Consider the following 19,951-nt stretch of genomic DNA (forward strand, 5'->3'; position numbering starts at 1 on the left):
CTGTTGGGAATGACTTACCGTTTTTCTCAAGTACCGCTCGATCCGAGATGGTAGTTACGCTCGATTGGAGTTTCACCATGGCACTCCCTACCGCTGTCTCTCCAGACCATCTGCAACTCACCAGTGCGCAAATGTGCGTCACTCAGGCCACCATCACTTCCGTGGTGGCTGGCGCAGCCCCTGCCACCTGCCCGTTCCCGGCTGCCTTCGACGACACGAGCTGCCAGGGATCGGCAGCCTTCATCCAGTATTCTGTGGACCAATTCTTGCCGGGGACAGTGGACGGCCTGGTCAATCTACTCGGCGACGCCGAATTGCTGGTGCCCGTCAGTACGGCGTATCTGACCACCGACGTCGCCGACGGGTGCGTGGTGCAGTCCAGCCAGTCTTTCTAACGCGGAGCGGTCATTGAGAGGAGGCTGCCGTGTTGTACGCGGCGTATCCACCCGAGGTCAACTCAGCGAGGCTTAGCTTTGGGCTGGGGCCTGGTCCGATGATAGCGGCCGCCGCCGCATACTCGGCTATCGCCGAAGGATTGCTGGCGGCCGCGGCGGGCGCTGAAGGTCAAACCACGGCGATGGCTGTTACGTGGGAGGGAGATTCGGCAAATACGGCGCAGGCGGCATTTCGTAGGCATATCAGTTGGCTACGCGCACAGGGAGGCATCGCGCAGTCTGTCGCGCAGCACGCGCTCGTCCAAGCGGAAGCGTACACCAGCGCATTGGCCAGTATGCCGCCGTTGCCGGTGATTCTGACGAACAGGGCGGCGTCGGCGGCCTTGGTGGCGAGTAATGGCATGGGTCAGAACATGGCCGCACTCGCCATCAATGAAGCGATCTACATGGGCATGTGGGCGCAGGCTGCCGTGACGATGTACGCGTATCACGGCGCGACGATGGCGAATACAGCTACGCTACCGCCACCGCCGTCCCCACCCCAGATCGGCAATCCATCGCCGTTGGGTTCCGACCCCGGCCTCAAACAAGGGTCAGGCATAGAACGGATCGTCGGTCGCGATCCGGGCGGTTCTACGCAGGACCGTGTCGGGTCGCAGGACAACTCTGTGTCGCAGGACAACTCTGTGTCGCAGGATACTGGCAAGACCGGTGGCGATACGCCGACGCACCCTGACCAGCCGGGCCAGTCGGACCTCGGTAACACACCGTCGGACGTGCAGCAGCCCGTCTCCGATCCGATGCAGTTGCCCGCGGATGCGCCTTATGGCTCGGAGGGGCTGATCGATGGAACGGCGCAAGATGCCGGCTTCTTCGGGACCTCACCGAGTTCATCCACACTGGCCGCCCTGAACGGCGGTATGGGGGGCCTGGCGGGGGTCAGTTTGATGCGCGGTGGTCTGGGTTCCATTCCAGGAGGCGCTACCGGCTTCCGAATGCCGACGAATTGGTCGCTCGGTAAGGGAACAGCCTTCGGTGCTCCGCTGAACAACGGCGCGAACACCGCAGCTCCTGCCCGCAAAGGCCCGCCGCGCGGCGCCTTCGCACCTAAGACGGGACGTCGCCGCCGGGACGACGAGAAATCCAAGAAACCGGCGACTGTATTCGTCCCCGGAGAACCTCAGGAGGTGCCGGTTCTGGAGAAACCCCCCGTCATCGGTGTGATCGAGTATGTCGATGAGCCTGAACCGCGTCTCGATGATTCCGACGCACACCTTGTCAACGTCCTCGGCGAACCGGACCGAGGCCAGGTAAACGCTTCATAAGATAAGGAAAAGATATGCCAACCAGTTACACCGGCGACCCTGCTGAGATCAACGCCGCCGCCAAGAAGTTCTTCACGCATGCCGACACGTTCAAGACCCACATGGGGATCCTCGAAGGCATCAAAATGGAGTACGCCCCTGCGGTTCAGGGAAACACCGGCAATGCCATTCAGAGCGGGATGCAGGGAGCCCTGGACAAAGGGGCCAAGCTGCACCAGACCTTCATGGAGATTGTCGATGCGCTGAACAATTCGGGCGCGAATTTCGACGCCCAGGATCAAGAGGGCGCAGCAAATGTCAACAAATACAATCTCAATTTCTGATCTGACGGTCTGCGGCAGAAAGCCATCGAGAAAGGTTTCCGAAAATGGCTCTTGTAAATAAGTACGACGACGTCGAGGGTCTGGTTGTTCGCACCGACAAGGTGCTCAGTGACATGACTGTCGACGCTGGAGAGCGGACGACGCTGGTCAATCTGGTCGCTGAGAACTTCCAAGGTGCCGCCGGTACCGATAACTACGAGCTGCAGCAGCGCGTGGGAAGGCTGATCGACCAGTACAACGAGGCGCTGACGGCGTTGAAGAGCGCAACCAAGAGTGTGTCTGGCATCGACGGTATGTTCCGGGCGGTCGACGTTGGCCAGGGCATGAGGTTTCAGGGCATCGGAACCGGCGGGATCTAGACACTCCGTGGTTCGACTTGCAATTCCGGAATCGGCTGAATGTTCGGTGTGACATGGATGCCGATCCGGTTTTGGTCACTCTCAACGTGGATGCGGCCCTGGTGCTGCAGTCCATGCTCGACATCGATTCCTACCCTCCGGTATTGGCGTTGATGCCGAATATCTACAACGAGGCCGACCAGGCTCGGGTACATGCTGTCGTCCTCGACGAGCTCGCCAGTGCGGGCGTAGTCGAGGGCGACCGCGTGCATCCTACGATTGCACATTGGCTGGAATGCCTGTACCGGCCGGATATGGAGTTGGTTGCCCGCATCGTAGATACCGGCCGCGATGGTGAGCCGCAGGCGATGCTTCGGTTGTCGTTTGTGCGGTGTGGTGACACGCATGTGCTCGCTGTGCGCTGCGACGACGAAGTGGTCGTCCAGTCGGTCTTCCAACAAGGGCGGGACCTGCACACTGTCACCGCGGCCCTGGCCGCGGCGTTGGGGCCTTGCCCAGCGCTACAATTCGTGCCACTGACTGCGACACTGGAGCAGTTCACCGAGGTCCCGTCCGACCCCGATGAGCGGCGACACGCGTTGTTGGAGTTGGGGGCACAGTCGCACACCGCGGGTGTGCTGAGCCGAGTGCTCGATCAGGTGGTGCGTCGCGCCGAGGTCCTCGTGATCGAGCATCACGACGGAAGCTCGGCGGAGCCGGAGGTTTGTGTGAGCGTGCTGGACACACCGTCAGGGCGACTCATCGTCACCCCGAGTAGAGCGATGGACGGGGAGATCTGGTCGACGTACGCTCCGGGCGACGACGCCGCCTTGCGGTCGGGCATCGCCGCCCTCGTCGATCTATTACCCGGCCGAAGTTGGTTCGACACCAGCAGAATGAGCTGAGACGTCGGACCGTGGTTGTCGAGAGGACGACGAAATGAACCGAGCACCGAGCACCAACGGTCATTCGGCCGATGCCGCGCGGGCTCGCGGCGGTTACGACGCGTACTTCGCACAGACCGGCGAGCTGACGGACACATCCGTCGCGCAAGGGCCGGCCCCCGAAGCCCGCCAGGATGCCGCCACGTTCACCCACGTCGATCCCATAGTCGGCGCGCCGCGCGAGCGGCAGGCGCCCCCCGTCGCCGAATCCGGCGCTCGTCCGGCCCAGAGCGTCGTCGGACCGCCGCCGGGGGCGAGTCCGCCGCCGCCGGCGAGCGTGCAGCCCATCGACCATTCCGTTGCACAGCCGACGGCGGCTCCGCAACAGATGGCTGAACAGCAAGCAGCTCAACAACATACGGCTCGAGAACAGCCGGCCGAGCAGTATCAGAGCGCGCAGCAGGTCGAGTACTCCGTCGACCAGCCGTCGCAAGCGATCGCGCGGACGGATCCCGCCCAGCCGAGTCAAGACTGGCAGTCCGGATCGGCGACGGCCTGGGTTCCCGAGCGGGTCGACCGCTCGGCTTACGAGCAGACGCCACGGATCGAGGTGTTGCCCGCGGCGCTCAGCTCGATCGAACTGCTCGCCGACATCTCGGCCGCGCGTCGCGCTCAGTTGCGCTCCAACTCCGGCGTCCGGGGCGCGTTGAACAAGGTCGGTTTCAACTTGGGGCTCTCGCCGGCCGAGCAGCGTGCCGAGGATCGCCGCAACCGCATCCGGCGCCAGCTCACCGCGACCTACCAGATCGCGGTGGTGAGTGTGAAGGGCGGCGTCGGCCGCACCACCACCGCCGCGACACTCGGCTCGACCTTCGCCAGCCTGCGTCCGGACCGGGTCGTCGCCATCGACGCGAACCCGGACTTCGGCGATTTGGCCACCCGTACCAGCAGGCACCCCTATGGTCTGACCTTGCGTGACTTGGCGCAGTCGCAGAATTTGGACGCGTTCTCCGCGGTCCAGTCGTTCACGTCGATCAACACGGCGGATCTCGCGGTGATCGCCTCGCCGTGGACCACCGAAGCCACCGAGGCCCTCTCCGGCCGCGAATACGCCACGGCCGTCGAGGTTCTGCGCCGGCACTACAACCTGTTGCTGGTCGACTGCGGCACCGGTGTGCTCGATTCCGCGACCGCGACCGTCTTGCAGACCAGCGATGCCGTAGTCGTGGTCACTCCGGCTACCGTCGGTGGCGTGACCGGGGCCGTCGCCACGCTCAATTGGCTGAGCGCGCACGGCCTGCAGCACCTGATCGCCAAGTCGATCGTGGCGATCGTGCACCACCAGCCGGTGAAGCCGACCGTCGATGTCGACGCGATCGAGAAGCTGTTCGCCACCGCGCAGCGCCCCACGTGTGTGATGCCCTACGATGCCCATCTGGCCGAAGGCGGCGAGATCGATCTGCGCTTGCTGGAGAAAGAGACGTTGCTCGCATATGAGGAAATGGCGGCCTGGTTGGCGGATGGATTCCCCGGGTACCTGACCGGCGGCGCCGACAACTCCGGTGATCGTGGAGGGTGGCGATGAGCACCGCCGTAGCGCCCGCGGCGTCCGCGACACAGCCGTCAGCCGAGGTCGCCCGGGCCCGAATCGCCGTGATGGTCTCCACCTACCAGGTCGACGTGGTGGTGCCGACGAAGTTCACGATCGAAACGTTCATCGACGATTTGCTGGTAGTACTCGCCTCGGCCATCGATGACGAGGGCGTCGACTTCATCCCGCCACAGGGGCAGTGGAGTCTGGCTCGCCCCGGCGAACCGCCGATCCCGCGCTGGCGCAGTCTCGCCGACCACGACATCGATGACGGCACGGTGTTGATGCTGTCCGTGGTCGAATCGGCGGAGGTGTTCACGCCGGTGGTCGAGGACATCACCGACGCGCTGGCGCTGATCAACGAGCGCGAGTTCGCCGAGTTCGACGCGAATACCGCCGCGGTCGTCGGCCTCGCCACGCTGGGCGTCGGGGCGACGGCGGTGGCCGGAATGTTGGCGTGGTCGTGGACCCAGACCGGTTCGCTCTTGTGGTGTGCGCTGCCCGCCCTCCTACTCGGCGTCGTCTGCTGGGGGGCGGCCGCCGCCGTCCGGCGTCGGGGTGGCGCGGCGAAGATTTGCCTCGGCTTGTCGTTGTCGGCCACGCCGCTGCTGTTCGCCGGCGGTGCGATGCTGGTGCCGCCCGCCTACGGCCAGCCGGGTCCGTTCGCCGCGGCGAATCTGGCAGCCGGTGCGGTGGTGGCCGCGGTCGCCGCCGCCACCATGATGCGGTTGAGCGGATTGGGTATCGCGACGCTGATGGCGGTGACGGTGCTCGGCGTGGTCGTGACCATAGCGGCGCTTCCGCTGACCTATCTGGACCTGTCGGTCGGTCAGGTGGCAGGCGGTGCGGTTCTCATCGGGATCGTGCTGTTGACCGCGGCGCCGCGCTTGGCCGTGGTGATCGCGCGGATACGGCCGCCGGATCTGCCCGACCCGGGCAACGAGGTCTCGCCGACGACGCTGACCGATCTGTTCGACGCGGAAACCGTGCGTGACGATCACGAGCACACCGAGGACAGCGAACTGCAGCGCCGAAACAACGAGGTCGGTATCGAGGGCAGGGCCCGGCTCGCGGTGACCAGTCTGCGCGGTCTGATCGTCGCGGTCTCGACCCTGTTGTCGGTCGCGGCCGTGATCACCGCCGCGGTCGCCCCGGGTGGTATCCGGGAAATCGTCATGTCCGCGGCGATCGCGGGCTTGCTGGCGATGCGTGCGCGCTGGTATCCGGATCGCGTCCAGGCGATCGCCCTGATCACCGCCGCCGCGGTCACCGTGTGCGGCGTGAGTTTTGTCTTGGTGGGTGCCTACGAGAGTCCGGCCGCGCGTCTCGTCGTCGGACTGGTGGCGGTCCTTGCCGCGTGTGCCGGATGCGTCGCGGCGCTTCGCCTGCCCGGTAGGCGGCTCTCCCCGGTGACCCGCCGGGTCATCGACTTGGTGGAGTATGCGCTCATCCTGGTTGTTCCGGTCATCGCCTTCTGGATCATGGGTGTCTACACGGCGATGCGAGGGATCTGATGAAGGTCGGCAGCGCCGCTGTCGCGGTACTGGCCGGGGTACTGTTGGCCGTCACCGCCGCGCCGGCTGGTGCACTGGAACCGCCTCAGGTGGTGGTCGGGTCGCCGCCCGCGGATGATCCACCGGGGCCGGAAGTCCCGATGAAACAGAACAAGGGCTGTCTGGCCTCGGGCGTGCTGCCGGACAGCGATCTGTCCCGCACACCGCCGCCGGAGTTGGCGCTGGATCTGCGGCGTGCTCGCGCACTGAGCCGGGGCGCAGGCGTCACCGTCGCGGTGATCGATACGGGCGTGCAGCCCGGTCCGCGACTGCCCAACCTCGTCGGAGGCGGTGACTACATCGCGGCGGGCGGTGACGGATTGTCCGACTGCGACGCTCACGGCACGCTGGTGGCGGGCATCGTCGGCGCGACGTCCGACCCCACGGACGGATTTTCCGGCGTCGCACCTGATGCGCGCATTATCTCTATTCGGGTCCGCTCCGGGGCGTTCACCCCCGATACGCCGAACTCCGATCCGGATCAGCGGATTGCCGTCGATATTCGCACGATGGCGCGGGCGATCACCCGCGCGGCGAATCAAGGAGCCGGGGTAATCGTCATCTCGTTGCCCATCTGTGTGCCCGCGGCGGCGCGAGTGGACCAGTCCATGCTGTCGGCCGCTATCGGATACGCGGTGCATGTCCGTGGCTCGCTCATCGTCGCGGGCGCGGGCAATGCCGCGGGAACGGCCAACTGTGCGCAGAATCCGGATATCGACCCGACCCGTCCGACCGATACGCGCAATTGGCGGGACGTGAAGACGATCTCCACGCCGGGATGGTTCGGGGCCGACGTGCTCACGGTGGGATTCACCACCGCGACCGGAGCGCCGATGCCGGATTCGCTGACCGGCCCATGGGTTTCGGTGGCCGCACCCGGAACCGGCATCGAATCGCTCGGGCCCGGCGGCGGCGGTCTGATCAATGGCGTCGGCGAACCGGACAAGCTGGTGCCGGTGGGTGGTGCTTCCTTCGCCGCGGCCTACGTCGCCGGGGTGGCCGCGCTGTTGCGGTCGCGCTTTCCGAACGAAACGCCTGGCGAGATCGCTTCCCGCCTGCAGGCCAGCGCGCACGCTCCGGCCCGTGGTATCGACAACGCGGTCGGCGCGGGCATGATCGACCCGCTGGCCGCGCTGAGTTACCGCACGCCCCCAGCGAAGCCTGCCGGACTGTTCCAGTCCACCGAGTTGGTCATGCCTGCCCCGGCCCGCGCGAAAGACGTTCGGCCGGCAGCCGCGGCGACCGCCGTCATCGTCGTGGCCGTGCTGCTCGGTCTCGGTGGAAGTCGCGCCAACACCCTGCTGCGGAGGCAGCGGTGAGTTTTCCGAGTGTTCGGGTTGGCGGCGTCGATCGTGGTCCCTTCGCCACGATGGTGGTGGTTGGCAGTCCACTGCTTGTCGGCTTGTCTGCGAAAACGCCGTGGTGGGTGAGCGCCGTCATCGTCACGGTCCTGCTCACTACCGTGACCGTCCGGGTTGGCGAACGCACCAGCGCGCGCTGGCTGCTCGACTGGACAGAGTACCGTTTCGGCCGCACCGCCAGGGCGCGAGAACGGGTAGGGCAGGCCCGGATCCGTGATGTCGAGGTCGCCGCGGGCGTGTGCGGCATCAACGAGGCGGACACCACGCTGGTCGCGATGATCCAACTCGCGCCCAACCTCGATCTGCCGACGGTGATCAGCGACCGAACTCTCTACACCGAGGACACCATCCCGGTCGATCTGCTGCATCCGATGCTCGACCACTTCGGCATCGCCGTCGACATCGACATCGTGACAACCGGCCAGCGGGTTCGGTCGACCGGCAGCTACAGCATGCTGTACGACCAGCTGATCGGCTCGCACCCGGTGGTCGGTGACCGGCTGACCTGGCTGGTGGTGCGGCTGGACCAGGAGCGCAACCTGGCCGCGCTGAGCAAGCGTGGTCCGTGTTCGATAGCGGCGCCCAAGGCACTGGCGACCGCCGCGCACCGGATCGCGGGACGACTGCGCGAACGCGGTATCGCCGCGCACGCGCTTCCCGCGTCCGCCCTGCGAGACGCCACACGATTGCTGCACGCCGGGGTCGAACTGTCTGATCTACGGGAGACCTGGAGTTCCCTCGAGTCTTCGGTGCCCGGGCGTTGCGTAACCAGCTTCTTGATCGACTGGACACGCCTGGACGGCGTCGGTTTGGACGACTGCTGGACCTGGAACCGTGGCCGCACCACGCTCGTGGTGAGCCTGAGCGACGACACAGCGGGTCCGCGCGCGATTGTCCGGTTCATCGGGCCCGCCGTGACTACCGAGCCGCCGGACTACCTGCGGCTGCTCGGCGGCAACCAGTCGGCAGCCCTGCTGGCGTCGCTGCCCACCGGCTCCTCGGTCCGCGCGCTGCGCAGTGCGGAGTCGGGTTCCGACATCGCCCCTGACGACCTCATCGCTGATCTGACCATCGCCATCGGCCCCAACGGCCAGATTCTCGGCGCGATCAGCGGGCAGCCGCGGCACACCCTGGCGCTACCGCTGTTCGACCCGGCCCGATACAACCCGCGCAGGCGCACGATCGACGTGCACGCCATGCTGCCGGTCGCCCAGCAGATCATCCTGCGGGCGATGGTGGTCGGCGCGGATGTGGAGATCCACTCGGCGCGGCCGGACAGCTGGCGGCAACTGGTCGCCGCGGTCGGCGACCCGCGCTCACTGCGGCTGGCGGAGCGCGGCGGAGCGGGACCGGAAGCCGGTGGCGCGACGGACGGGGAGGTTCCCGCGACCATCGCTGTCTTCGACCACATGCCGCTGCGAGCGTCCAGCGCGCAGACGACCGTCACGATCAGTGAACCGGGTGGTCCGCGTAGGCGGTCCGTCGATCTCGCGATCAATCAGGTCAGCGCGACCGCGGTGGACGTGAGTATTCCGATGCGCACGGTGCGGGTCGATCTCATCGAGCCAAGAGGCGAAACACGCTATTTCGATTCCGTCGACGGCCCACCCGCGATCACCGCGGGTAGCCATGGGCCCACGGTTGCGCCGCCGCAACCTGGTGGCCGTCGCGTGAGCTGACGGGAGTGGTCGGTAATGTCTATCACCGTGGTAGCGGACACGCATTCCGAGAGCGGCGATCTCTCTCATCAGGACGCCGGGGATGCGCTAACCCCGAGGCAGGCCGCCGCAGCGATTTTCTCCAGCCGGCTGTCGGAGTTGATCGCGGAATCCGTCGTCTCCACCGAGGACGGATCGACGCGGTCGCTGACGCTGTACTCGTTGGCGCAGCACCTGGAATTGGCGTATCCGGATGTGCCGGTGTCGCAGTCCGGTCTGTATCGGCTCATCCACGGTGACGCCATCCCACGTCTTGACCTGGTGATCGCACTGGCCAGAGTGTTCGATGTGCCACCGGAGTATTTCGTCACCGAGGAGAAGAAACGCTGACCGAGCCCGAATGTTGTTCTCCCCAGTGGGAATAGCGCTCGCTCGGCATGCGGTCTGGCCCGGATACGATCCGAATCATGCCCGACGAGGACCCGGGAGATGTATTTCTCCGTCATCGAGGTGCGGTCCTGGACGCATTGCTGTCCGATCCGTCGTTAGGGCCCTCCAGCGTGGCAACGCGGGAATCTCCCGAACCTGTCGAGACTCCCGAATACAGCGTCCCGTCGTTCGGAATGCCCGACTTCGATTCGGAGCCCGAGGCCGCCGCGCCACGTCGCCGCGCGGGTGACGGCCCGCGGGCGAGCGAGCGCATTCTCGCGCTGCTGAACGGTCAGCCACAGGAATCCGCGTCCACGATGGAATTCGGGAACGACTATTCCGCGGTATCCGCGAAGCAGGTCGCGCCCGAGGAGCCGGAACCGGTTCGGCCCGCATCCGCGCAGGCGGACCGGCTCGCGCCCGCCAAACAGGTCGGGCAAGACGCGCTGACTCAGTTGCGTAAACCGAAGGTGGCGCTGGCTGTCGGCGCTGTCGTCGCGGTGCTGCTCGTGCTACTTCTGATCACCACGGGTGGCCAGGAGAAGGACACGGCACAGGATCAGATCCTGGTTGTCACCCCGCCGCCGACGTCGGCGGCGCCCTCGACATCGGCCGCTCCCGCGGCGGGTTCCATCATCCAGGTGAAGTCGGCGGATGCGAAGTGTCCGCCGGGAAGCACATCGGCGATGGACGCCTTCAGCGGGCAGTCGGGTAAGGCGTGGTCGTGTGTACGGGCTTACAAGGTCGACGGCCAGGTCGTGACGATCGATCTGGGCAAGACCTACCAGGTCGACTCGATCGGTATCGTGCCCGGCTGGGACAACATCAGTTCGGACGGTACCGACCAGTGGGGGAAATACCGTACGGTGAGCCGGGTTTCCTACCGGCTCGATGACGGGAACAAGACTGTCTATACCCAGCCGACGCTCGATCAGCGGACGTTGGTGGTGACCAAGATCGATCCGCCGGTGAGCGCTTCGCGGATCGTGCTGACCGTGCTGGAATCCAAGGGCGACCCCTCGGTCAACACCACCGCCATCTCGTCGGTCGTCATCACGGGGCGATGAGGTGTCGAAGCTGTCCGAGCTGATCTGCCAGTATTGCGCGCACCGCAACGCAGGTGCCGATTCTCGCTGTGGGCACTGCGGGGCGCCGTTACGCGCCGTCGCGCACGCTGTGGAGACCGTCGTCGAGGAGACGCCCGCCAAACTCGCGAAGGTTGCCAAGGCCGCCGAGAAACTCGGTGCCGATGCGGAAAAGATTGTGAGCGGGGGATATCCGCGCTGGCAGTGGCGCGCGGTCGGGGTGGCCATCCTGGTCCTGATTGTGCTGGCCATCGTCGTCGCCCGATCCTGTTCGGTGTCGTTGCCCTCGCTGTCCTCGCTCCCCGGAGGGATGCCGGAGCAGATCACGCCGGAGCCACTGCGGTCGGCGGCGGCGTGTCAGCCGCTGGACTCCAGTGGGAAGAGCGAGAAGTGTGTGATCGCCGCCAACCATCCGATGCTCTTCGGTGGCATCGCGGGTGGCAGGGAGCTGACCTTCTATGCCGAGCATCCGCAGCCGGATCGCCTGGCGGACGCCATCTCTCGGTGGCGCGCCGCGGGCGGCACGACGCTCGTCGACGGTCCCGTATATGTCGCGATCGGGCCGTCGGCAACCGTCTGGTACGCGGACACCCGCCTGGGTTTGAAGTTGGAGACCGGGACGTTCGCCGGTAAGGCGGGCGCCCAGACCTTCCTCTCGCGAGCAGGTCTGGTCCGCTGACGGGGTGCCACCCGGATCCCTGGGCGGAGAAGTCCCTGATCCGGAAGCCGCGACCGCCGTCCGGCAAACATGATTATGGTTACACTGTTGATTGTGCCGTTATCTAGCGGTACGTTATTTGCAGTACGAAAACGTACGAGCGCAGTTCTCGGGAAGGCAACGGATCGATGGTGGCAACCACCCAGCAGACGATTACATCGCAGCGGTTCCGCGATGATCCGACCGATCTAGAGGCGGCCTACTTCCGGTGGATCCAGCCGGGCCCCTCGAGTTCGGCGATCACGGATCGGGCCGAGCGGATTTTCCGGCAGCATCTCGAGCTGGCCGCCCACCGCGCGTCCGGTTCGGCGACCACACGGGTGTACCGGCCGGACGACAGCACCGGACTCGGCGCCGCGATCCAGATCGTCAACGACGACATGCCGCTGCTGGTCGACTCGGTCACTGCCGCGCTGCGCCGCCTGGGCGCCACGGTCACCGAAGTCGTGCACCCGGTGTTCAATGTCTCCCGCGACGCGGACGGAAAGCTGCTCGCCATCGCGCCCCGTGAGGGGGAGGCCGAGCCTGGCACCGAGTCCGATGGCCACACGCTGCGCGAGTCGTGGATCCATGTTCAGCTCGGCGCGGGTCTCGCCGACGAACTGGTGGACCGGATCGAGCGCGAACTCCCGCCTCTGCTGGTCGACCTGCGCCAGGTCGCCGGCGACACGCCCACCATGGGCGAGATGCTGACCACCGTCGCCGCCCAGCTCGACCAGGCCGCGCAGTGGGCTGACGACGCCGAGATCCCGGAATGCGCCGAGCTGCTGCGCTGGCTGTCCGACGGTCACTTCACCCCACTTGGGTACGGCTACTACCACTTCCGCCGCTCCGCGCCGAGCGTGGACGCGGACTTCGAGCCCTGGCAGCTGCCGGGAACCGGACTCGGCGTCCTCGGCAACGGTGCCGTCGCCGACATCAGCGTGCCGGTGGTCGGCGCCAAGCGGACGGTCCTTCGCCTGGCCAACGGCTCGGTGGACTCGCTGCTGCCCGGCTCGCGGCATCTGTATTTCATCAGCGTCGCCGACTACGGCTCCAGCGATCCCAGTGGCCGCGCGGCCGCAGGCGACACCGTCGCCATGGTGAAGGGTGAGCACGTCTTCGTCGGTACCTTCACCGTCGCCGGCCTGCACGAGAACATCCTGGACATTCCGGTCATCTCGCGCCGTGTGCTGCAGGTCATCGAATGGGCCGGCTTCGGTCTCGATTCGTTCTCCGGGCAGGCGATGCTGGAGATGATGCAGTCGTTCCCCCGGGTCGAGCTGTTCTCCACCGACGCGCGCCGGCTGTTCGAAACCGTCTCCGCCGTCATGAATCTGGGCCTGCGTCGGCAGGTGCGGCTGTTCATCCGGCGTGACGCGCGCAGCGCCGCCATCTACTGCCTGGTCTACATGCCGCGCGACCGCTACTCCACCGAGGTCCGCCTGCGCATGGGCGACATTCTGCGGGAGGAGTTCGACGCCGAGCAGATCGCCTATTCGGCGCGGGCCACCGAATCGGAACTTGCCGTCGTCTATTTCACGGTGCACCGCAAGCAGGGTGCGGAACCGGCCGACATCTCCGAGGAGAACCGCGAGCGGATCCAGGAGCTGTTGTTGGCGACGACCTGGACCTGGGGCGACCGCTTGGTGGCCGAGGCCGCCGGCGCACCCGACGTACCGCAGGCGCTGGCCACCGACTACGCGGCCGCCTTCCCTGCGAGCTACCAGCAGGAGCACGAGCCCGCACACGCGCTCACCGATCTACGACGGCTCGAGCGGCTGGCCGACGGCGCCATCGACACCAACCTGTACCGGCAGCGGGAAACCTCCTCGGCTGAGTGGCGATTCACGTTGTATGTGGCGGGCGAGGGGATCTCGCTGAGCCGCGTGCTGCCGGTATTGCACAGTCTCGGTGTGGAAGTCGTCGACGAGCGGCCCTACCGCATCACGGTGCCGGACCGCCCTGACCGGTGGATCTACGACTTCGGACTGCGGGTCACTTCGGCGCCGCTGCGCGAGGCCATCGACAGCGAGCCGTCGGAGCACCTCGTGCATTCGGCCGATGTCGGCGCGTTGCCGGAGACCAGTGTGCGACGGCGCTTCCCGGAGGCCGTGACCGCGATGTGGTTCGGGCGCGCCGAGGTCGACGGACTCAACGAACTCGTGCTGCGTGCTGGGCTGCACTGGCGTCAGGTGGTGCTGCTGCGCGCGTACGCGAAGTACTTGCAACAGGCCGGATTCGCCTACACCTTCGGCAATATCACCCGCGTGTTGCTGACCCATCCGGTGACCGCGCGGTCGTGCACCGAACTATTCGCCGCGTACTTCGATCCGGACGGTGTCGGTCCGGAGGCCGCTACCAGGGCCGCGGAGATCGCCGAACGCGTGCAGACCGAGATCGATGCCGTGGTCAGCTTGGACACCGACCGGATTCTGCGTGCCCTGTTCGGCCTGATCGAGGCGACGCTGCGCACCAATTACTATCGAAACGACGACGCGGGCAATCCGCTGGATTATCTGTCGGTGAAGCTCGATCCGCATGCGATTGCGGAGTTGCCGAAGCCGCGGCCGCAGTTCGAGATTTTCGTGTATTCGCCGCGGGTGGAGGGTGTGCATTTGCGGTTTGGTTCGGTGGCGCGTGGTGGTTTGCGTTGGTCGGATCGGTTGGAGGATTTCCGGACCGAGATTTTGGGTTTGGTGAAGGCGCAGGCGGTGAAGAATGCTGTGATTGTGCCGGTGGGTGCCAAGGGTGGTTTTGTGGTGAAGCAACCCCCTGTGGTGACGGGGGATCCGGTGGCTGATCGCCAGGCTATGGGTGCTGAGGGTGTGGGGTGTTATCGGACGTTTATTTCTGGTTTGTTGGATGTCACCGATAATGTGGATCGTGCGACGGGGCAGGTGCTTCCGCCGGTGCGGGTGGTGCGTCGTGATGGCGATGACACGTATTTGGTGGTGGCTGCGGACAAGGGGACGGCGACGTTTTCTGATATCGCGAATGATGTGGCGCAGCGTTATGGTTTCTGGCTTGGTGATGCGTTCGCGTCGGGTGGTTCGGCGGGGTATGACCACAAGGCGATGGGTATTACGGCCAAGGGTGCGTGGGAGAGTGTCAAGCGGCATTTCCGTGAGATGGAGATCGATACGCAGGCGCAGGATTTCACTGTTGTCGGTGTCGGTGATATGAGTGGTGATGTGTTCGGCAACGGGATGTTGTTGTCGGAGCATATTCGTTTGGTTGCGGCGTTCGATCATCGTCATATTTTCTTGGATCCGAGTCCGGACGCGGTGTCGTCTTTTGTGGAGCGGCAGCGGATGTTCGGGCTTCCGCGTTCGTCGTGGGCTGATTACGACAAGTCCCTGATCAGCCCCGGCGGCGGCGTCTACGACCGGTCCGCCAAGGCGATTCCGGTGACTCCGGAGGTGCGCACGGCGCTCGATTTGGCTCCGGACGTGACTACGCTGTCCCCGCCGGAGATGATCAAGGCGATCCTGCTCGCGCCGGTCGATCTGTTCTGGAATGGCGGCATCGGTACTTATGTGAAGGCGAGTTCCGAGACCAATGCCGATGTCGGCGACAAGTCCAACGACGCGGTGCGGGTGAGCGCGGACCAGTTGCGGGTCAAGGTGATCGGCGAAGGCGGAAACCTGGGTGCCACGGCGTTGGGGCGGATCGAGTTCTGCCGTAACGGCGGCCGGATGAATACCGACGCGTTGGACAACTCCGCGGGTGTGGACTGCTCCGATCACGAGGTCAACATCAAGATCCTGCTGGATGCGGTGGTCTCCAGCGGCGAACTCGCGGTGGCCGACCGCAACCCGCTGCTCGCCTCGATGACCGACGAAGTCGCCGATTTGGTGCTGCGTGACAACATCTCCCAGAACTTCCGTCTGGGAATGTCACGGGCTGACGCGGCTGGTATGTCCGGCGTGCACGGCAGGCTGATCGCGGATCTCGAGGCGCGCCGCGGCCTCGATCGCGAGCTCGAGGCGCTGCCGACGGATGCGGAACTGGCGCGCCGTGCCGCGGAGGGTACCGGGCTGACCTCTCCGGAACTGGCGAATCTGATGGCGCATGTGAAGCTGTCGCTCAAGGCCGATCTGCTCGCCGGTGACCTGCTCGACAGCACAGCGTTCGCGTCGGTGCTGCCCGCCTACTTCCCCGCACCGCTGCGTGAGCGGTTCGCGGCGGCGATCGGTAGGCACCCGCTGCGGCGCGAGATCGTGGCCACGGTGGTGATCAACGACATGGTCGACTTCGGCGGGATCACCTACGTCTTCCGGCTCGCGGAAGAGGCCGGCGCGACCACCGATGACGCGGTGCGCGCGTACACGGCCGCCGTGGAGATCTTCGATCTGCACGTGCTCTGGCAGCGGATCCGGCAGACCCCGATGTCCACGGCAGCGCGCAACGAACTGGAACTGGAGACCAAACGCAACCTGGACCGGGCGTCCCGGTGGCTGCTGTCCAACCGTCCACAGCCGATCGCGATCGGCGCCGATATCGCCAGGTACCGGGACGGTGTCCGTGCCCTCGCCAGTCAGGTGCCCGTCTTGCTGACCGGCTACCTCGCCGACGACCTGGCCGAGCGGTCACGCGGGGCGATCTCTCGTGGCGCGCCGCAGGATCTTGCCGATGAGGCGTTCGGGCTCATCCACCGCTTCCCACTGCTCGACGTGACCGATCTGGCGGAGATCGCCGAGCGTGATCCCTCCGAGGTCGCGGTGCTGTACTACGCGCTCAACGAGCACTTCCAGATCGAGCGCTTGTTGACCGCGGTCGGCAACCTCGAGCGTGGCGGGCGCTGGCGCACGCTGGCGCGTCTCGCGGTCCGCGAGGATCTCTACGATTCGCTGCGCTCGCTGACGCTCGACGTGCTGACCGCCACCGAACCGCAGGACAGCACCGCGGAGAAGATCGCGTACTGGGAGTCCACCAACCGGTCGCGGCTCGCGCGCGCGGGCACATCGCTGGCGCAGATCTTCGCTGCGGAGACCCATGATCTCGCCTCGCTCTCGGTCGCGGCGCGGCAGGTCCGGAGCATGGTGAGCAGCGGTGGCGAGTCCACCGCCGTAGCACCGACTGTCGTCGGCTGAGATACGGACGATGCCCGGAGGTTCGACGCGCTCGGCGTCGGCCTCCGGGCATCGGCGTTTCCGCGGTTTCCGTGGAATGAGCGCGGAGTGAGCTCAGACGGGTTCGGCGTCAGCCGCCGGGCATCGGTGTTCCGCAGTTTCCGCAGAACTTGGCCGCAGCCGTCGATTCCGTGCCGCAGCTGGGGCAGTGCCGCGGCCGTGGCGCAAGGGCGGTTCCGCAGTTCATGCAGAATCGCGCGCTCGCCGGGTTAGCGGTATGGCAACTGGCGCACAGGGATTGCCCGGTGTCGGCCGTGGCGGGCGGAAGTTGCGGCGCGCCGGAATGGTTGGACACATGCTGTCCGATGGCACTGATACCTAGTGCGGCGCCGAGGAATCCGCCCTCTACGCCGTGGTGGTGACCATGTGCCAACCCATGCCCCGCGCCGAGCGCCAGCTCGCCCGCGGCGTAGCGCTGGAAGTCGCCGGTCAGGCTGATGTATTTGACGTCCTTGGCGAGCCGCTTCAGCCGTTCCGCGTCCTCCGGCGCCAGTGTGATGTCGAAGTTACCCATGCGCGGGATACGTAGCCCGTACTCGTAGAGCGCGGTGTTGGTCTGGTGCATGACCGCGGCTTCGATCGGCTGTAGTTGCGCCGACAGTCCGAGTACTTGCCAGTCGCCTCGCGAAATTCCTTGGGTGACAGCGATTTTCATGGACTTGAGCAGTAGATCTGCGCACCAGTTTTGTACTTTGTGCTGATCGGTGAGATCGGCGGTGCCCGCCAGCGAGGTAAGCAGTTCGGCCGGATCGCGGATGGCGAGCGCGAATTCGCCGAAGACGCGCAAGGTCACCACCTGCTCGCTGACCGGGTCGAGGATGTCGGCCAGTCGCCCGCCGAATCGGACGCCCGGCACCTCCCGTGTCGAGACGAAATACAGTTCGGCGCGATAGTAATTGCCGCCCGTGACGGTGTCGACGAGCGCGCCGAGCACCGGCAGTTCGTCGGCGTCGATGCGATGCCGTCCAGGGCCCATCGCCGCGACCACTTGCCCGGACTTGACGAACAAGGCGATCTCGTCGGCGTTGACCATCGCGCGTGAGTAGCGGCGGATATTGACATCCGGCCACTTGTAGACCATCTGGTTCTTACGATCCTCGGGGACCGCTATGAACTCCCGTTCGAACCACGCCATCTGCGCTCCATCAGCCGATTTCATCCCGAGCGTACCGACACGCGGTGGCCCGATCAACGAGGCCCTTCCCATCGCTGCTGCTCGAACACCGTTTTCAGGGCTGTCTTCGGTATCTGGACTGTTACAAAGTTGGGTCACTATTGAGCGTGCCGCTATCTAACGGTACATTGAGCGAAGTTATGATCGCCGTCACCTGAAAGGCCATCCTCATGACCACAGTTCGACCTCCCTCGGAGGTGCCCGCGCCGGCGGGCACGCTCCACGAGGAGGATGCGGGTTACCACAAGTCGTTGCGCCCGCGTCAGCTGCAGATGATCGCGATCGGTGGCGCCATCGGCACCGGATTGTTCCTTGGTGCGGGCGGGCGGCTGGCCAGCGCGGGTCCCGGGCTGTTCATCGTGTACGCCATCTGTGGCGTGTTCGTGTTCTTCGTCCTGCGGGCGCTCGGCGAGCTGGTGCTGCATCGCCCCTCCTCGGGGTCGTTCGTCTCCTACGCGCGTGAGTTCTACGGCGAGAAACTGGCGTTCGCGGTCGGCTGGATGTACTTCTTCCACTGGTGCATGACCGGGATCGTCGATATCACCGCCATCGCGACTTATGTCCATTACTGGGGGACCTTCGAGGCGATCCCGCAATGGTTGATCGCGCTGGTCGCCTTGGCGCTGGTGGTGAGTGTCAACCTCGTCTCGGTGAAATGGTTCGGCGAGTTGGAGTTCTGGGCCGCGCTGATCAAGGTCGTCGCGCTGGTCGCCTTCCTGATCATCGGCACGGTCTTCCTCGCGGGCCGGTTCACCATCGACGGACAGCACACCGGCCCCAGTGTCATCGCCGACAGTGGCGGACTGTTCCCCAGCGGCTTGCTCCCGCTTGTTCTGGTCACCACGGGTGTCGTCTTCGCGTACGCCGCGGTGGAATTGGTCGGCACGGCGGCTGGTGAGGCGGAGAACCCGGAGAAGATCATGCCGCGTGCGATCAACTCCGTGATCGCCCGCATCGCGCTGTTCTATGTCGGATCGCTGGTGTTGCTCGGCCTGCTGCTGCCCTACACCGCTTTCAAGAACGGTGAGAGCCCCTTCGTCACCTTCTTCTCGCGAATCGGCTTGGATGGCGCCGGCTCGGTGATGAACCTCGTCGTCCTGACCGCCGCCTTCTCCAGCCTGAACGCTGGGCTGTACTCCACCGGTCGGATCCTGCGGTCGATGTCGATGAACGGCAGTGCGCCCACCATCGCTGCGCGAATGTCGAAGGGCGGAGTGCCTTATGTCGGCATCCTCGCCACCGGCGCGGTCGCGCTGATCGGTGTCGGGCTGAATGCGGTGGTGCCGGAGAAGGCATTCGAGATCGTGTTGAACATGTCGGCGCTGGGCACCATCGTCGCGTGGGCCGCGATCGTGGTGTGCCAGCTGCAACTGTGGCGATGGTCGCGCACGGGTCGCGCGGAACGCCCATCCTTCCGGCTGATCGGTACGCCCTACACGAGCTTCGCGACGCTGGCCTTCCTCGTGGCGGTAGTCATCTTGATGGCGTGCAGCGACGATGAGGTGCAGCGCGGCGCGGTGATCGCCATGGGTCTGGTCGTCGCTCCCGCGCTGGTCGCCGGCTGGTTCCTGGCACGCAAGCGGGTACTGCGCATTGCGGAGGTCCGGCAGGGCGTCACCGGTCAGTTCCCGGTCCTGGCCGAGCGGCCCCCGCGTAACCGCGCATCAGCGGGTAGTGACGCGGTGGTGATCCTCGACAAACCCGACGAGGAGTGAGCCAGTATCCGCCCCGGGCTTCGACCCGGGGCGGATACTATTCCCAATCTCGGGAACAATACTCGCGCGCATCGACAGGTAGCGGACCAGAATGAAACCCCGATTCAACGGTGGGTTTGAGAGGTTCGTATGCCGGAGCACCCCAGCGCCTCCGACCGTCCACTTGCGCATCCGTGGGCGAATCGGCGAATGCGCGGCACCGAAGTGCCTCGGCGAACTTCCGACCCCTGGGCGACTCGGCATCTACTCAAGACCGAGATGCCCCCACGACTGCCTCATCCATGGTCC

At 65.7% G+C, this 19,951-nt stretch carries 15 protein-coding genes; 14 read left to right on the plus strand and 1 reads right to left on the minus strand.

Annotation, left to right across the window (positions count from 1 at the left end):
• Positions 1 to 77 precede the first annotated feature (77 nt).
• From AB0C34_RS19940 to AB0C34_RS20000, 13 genes are all read left to right on the plus strand, one after another.
• Complete coding sequence (locus AB0C34_RS19940) at positions 78 to 395, plus strand: hypothetical protein (protein WP_357074777.1); 318 nt, start codon at positions 78 to 80, stop codon at positions 393 to 395.
• Between the two features lie 29 nt (positions 396 to 424).
• Positions 425 to 1,720 carry a PPE family protein gene (locus AB0C34_RS19945; protein ID WP_357074780.1) on the plus strand — a complete coding sequence of 432 codons (1,296 nt, stop codon included), beginning with the start codon at positions 425 to 427 and terminating at the stop codon, positions 1,718 to 1,720.
• Between the two features lie 14 nt (positions 1,721 to 1,734).
• A complete protein-coding gene (locus AB0C34_RS19950) occupies positions 1,735 to 2,043 on the plus strand; it encodes a hypothetical protein (protein WP_357074783.1) in 309 nt (102 codons plus the stop codon).
• A 44-nt stretch (positions 2,044 to 2,087) separates the two neighbouring features.
• Positions 2,088 to 2,402, plus strand: coding sequence for a hypothetical protein (locus tag AB0C34_RS19955; protein WP_357074786.1), 315 nt, complete (start codon positions 2,088 to 2,090; stop codon positions 2,400 to 2,402).
• Between the two features lie 53 nt (positions 2,403 to 2,455).
• Positions 2,456 to 3,286, plus strand: a complete 831-nt coding sequence (locus AB0C34_RS19960) for an ESX secretion-associated protein EspG (RefSeq protein ID WP_357074789.1) — start codon at positions 2,456 to 2,458, stop codon at positions 3,284 to 3,286.
• 34 nt (positions 3,287 to 3,320) lie between these two features.
• Positions 3,321 to 4,850, plus strand: a complete 1,530-nt coding sequence (locus tag AB0C34_RS19965) for a MinD/ParA family protein (RefSeq protein ID WP_357074792.1) — start codon at positions 3,321 to 3,323, stop codon at positions 4,848 to 4,850.
• Entirely contained in the window at positions 4,847 to 6,370 is a 1,524-nt protein-coding gene (gene eccD, locus AB0C34_RS19970; RefSeq protein WP_357074795.1) for a type VII secretion integral membrane protein EccD, read from the plus strand. The genes AB0C34_RS19965 and eccD overlap by 4 nt, the downstream gene beginning before the upstream one ends.
• Positions 6,370 to 7,728 carry a type VII secretion-associated serine protease mycosin gene (gene mycP / locus AB0C34_RS19975; protein ID WP_357074798.1) on the plus strand — a complete coding sequence of 453 codons (1,359 nt, stop codon included), beginning with the start codon at positions 6,370 to 6,372 and terminating at the stop codon, positions 7,726 to 7,728. The genes eccD and mycP overlap by 1 nt, the downstream gene beginning before the upstream one ends.
• On the plus strand, positions 7,725 to 9,449 hold the full coding sequence (gene eccE, locus AB0C34_RS19980; protein WP_357074801.1) for a type VII secretion protein EccE: 1,725 nt from the start codon (positions 7,725 to 7,727) through the stop codon (positions 9,447 to 9,449). Before mycP ends, eccE begins: the two co-directional genes overlap by 4 nt.
• A 15-nt stretch (positions 9,450 to 9,464) precedes the next feature.
• Positions 9,465 to 9,818, plus strand: a complete 354-nt coding sequence (locus tag AB0C34_RS19985; protein WP_357074803.1) for a helix-turn-helix transcriptional regulator — start codon at positions 9,465 to 9,467, stop codon at positions 9,816 to 9,818.
• Positions 9,819 to 9,895: 77 nt separating this feature from the next.
• Positions 9,896 to 10,924, plus strand: coding sequence for a discoidin domain-containing protein (locus tag AB0C34_RS19990; RefSeq protein WP_357074806.1), 1,029 nt, complete (start codon positions 9,896 to 9,898; stop codon positions 10,922 to 10,924).
• Position 10,925: 1 nt separating this feature from the next.
• A complete protein-coding gene (locus AB0C34_RS19995) occupies positions 10,926 to 11,621 on the plus strand; it encodes a hypothetical protein (RefSeq protein WP_357074809.1) in 696 nt (231 codons plus the stop codon).
• Between the two features lie 167 nt (positions 11,622 to 11,788).
• Entirely contained in the window at positions 11,789 to 16,735 is a 4,947-nt protein-coding gene (locus tag AB0C34_RS20000; RefSeq protein WP_357074812.1) for an NAD-glutamate dehydrogenase, read from the plus strand.
• Positions 16,736 to 16,844: 109 nt separating this feature from the next.
• On the opposite strand, the gene AB0C34_RS20005 is transcribed toward AB0C34_RS20000, so the two are convergent.
• Complete coding sequence (locus AB0C34_RS20005; RefSeq protein ID WP_357074815.1) at positions 16,845 to 17,909, minus strand: SPFH domain-containing protein; 1,065 nt, start codon at positions 17,907 to 17,909, stop codon at positions 16,845 to 16,847.
• Between the two features lie 209 nt (positions 17,910 to 18,118).
• Here AB0C34_RS20005 and AB0C34_RS20010 point away from each other — a divergent pair, with 209 nt between their 5' ends.
• Complete coding sequence (locus AB0C34_RS20010; RefSeq protein ID WP_357074817.1) at positions 18,119 to 19,663, plus strand: amino acid permease; 1,545 nt, start codon at positions 18,119 to 18,121, stop codon at positions 19,661 to 19,663.
• Positions 19,664 to 19,951 lie beyond the last annotated feature (288 nt).

The organism is Nocardia sp. NPDC049220, assembly GCF_040647855.1.
In the GTDB taxonomy this organism is placed as follows: Bacteria; Actinomycetota; Actinomycetes; order Mycobacteriales; family Mycobacteriaceae; genus Nocardia.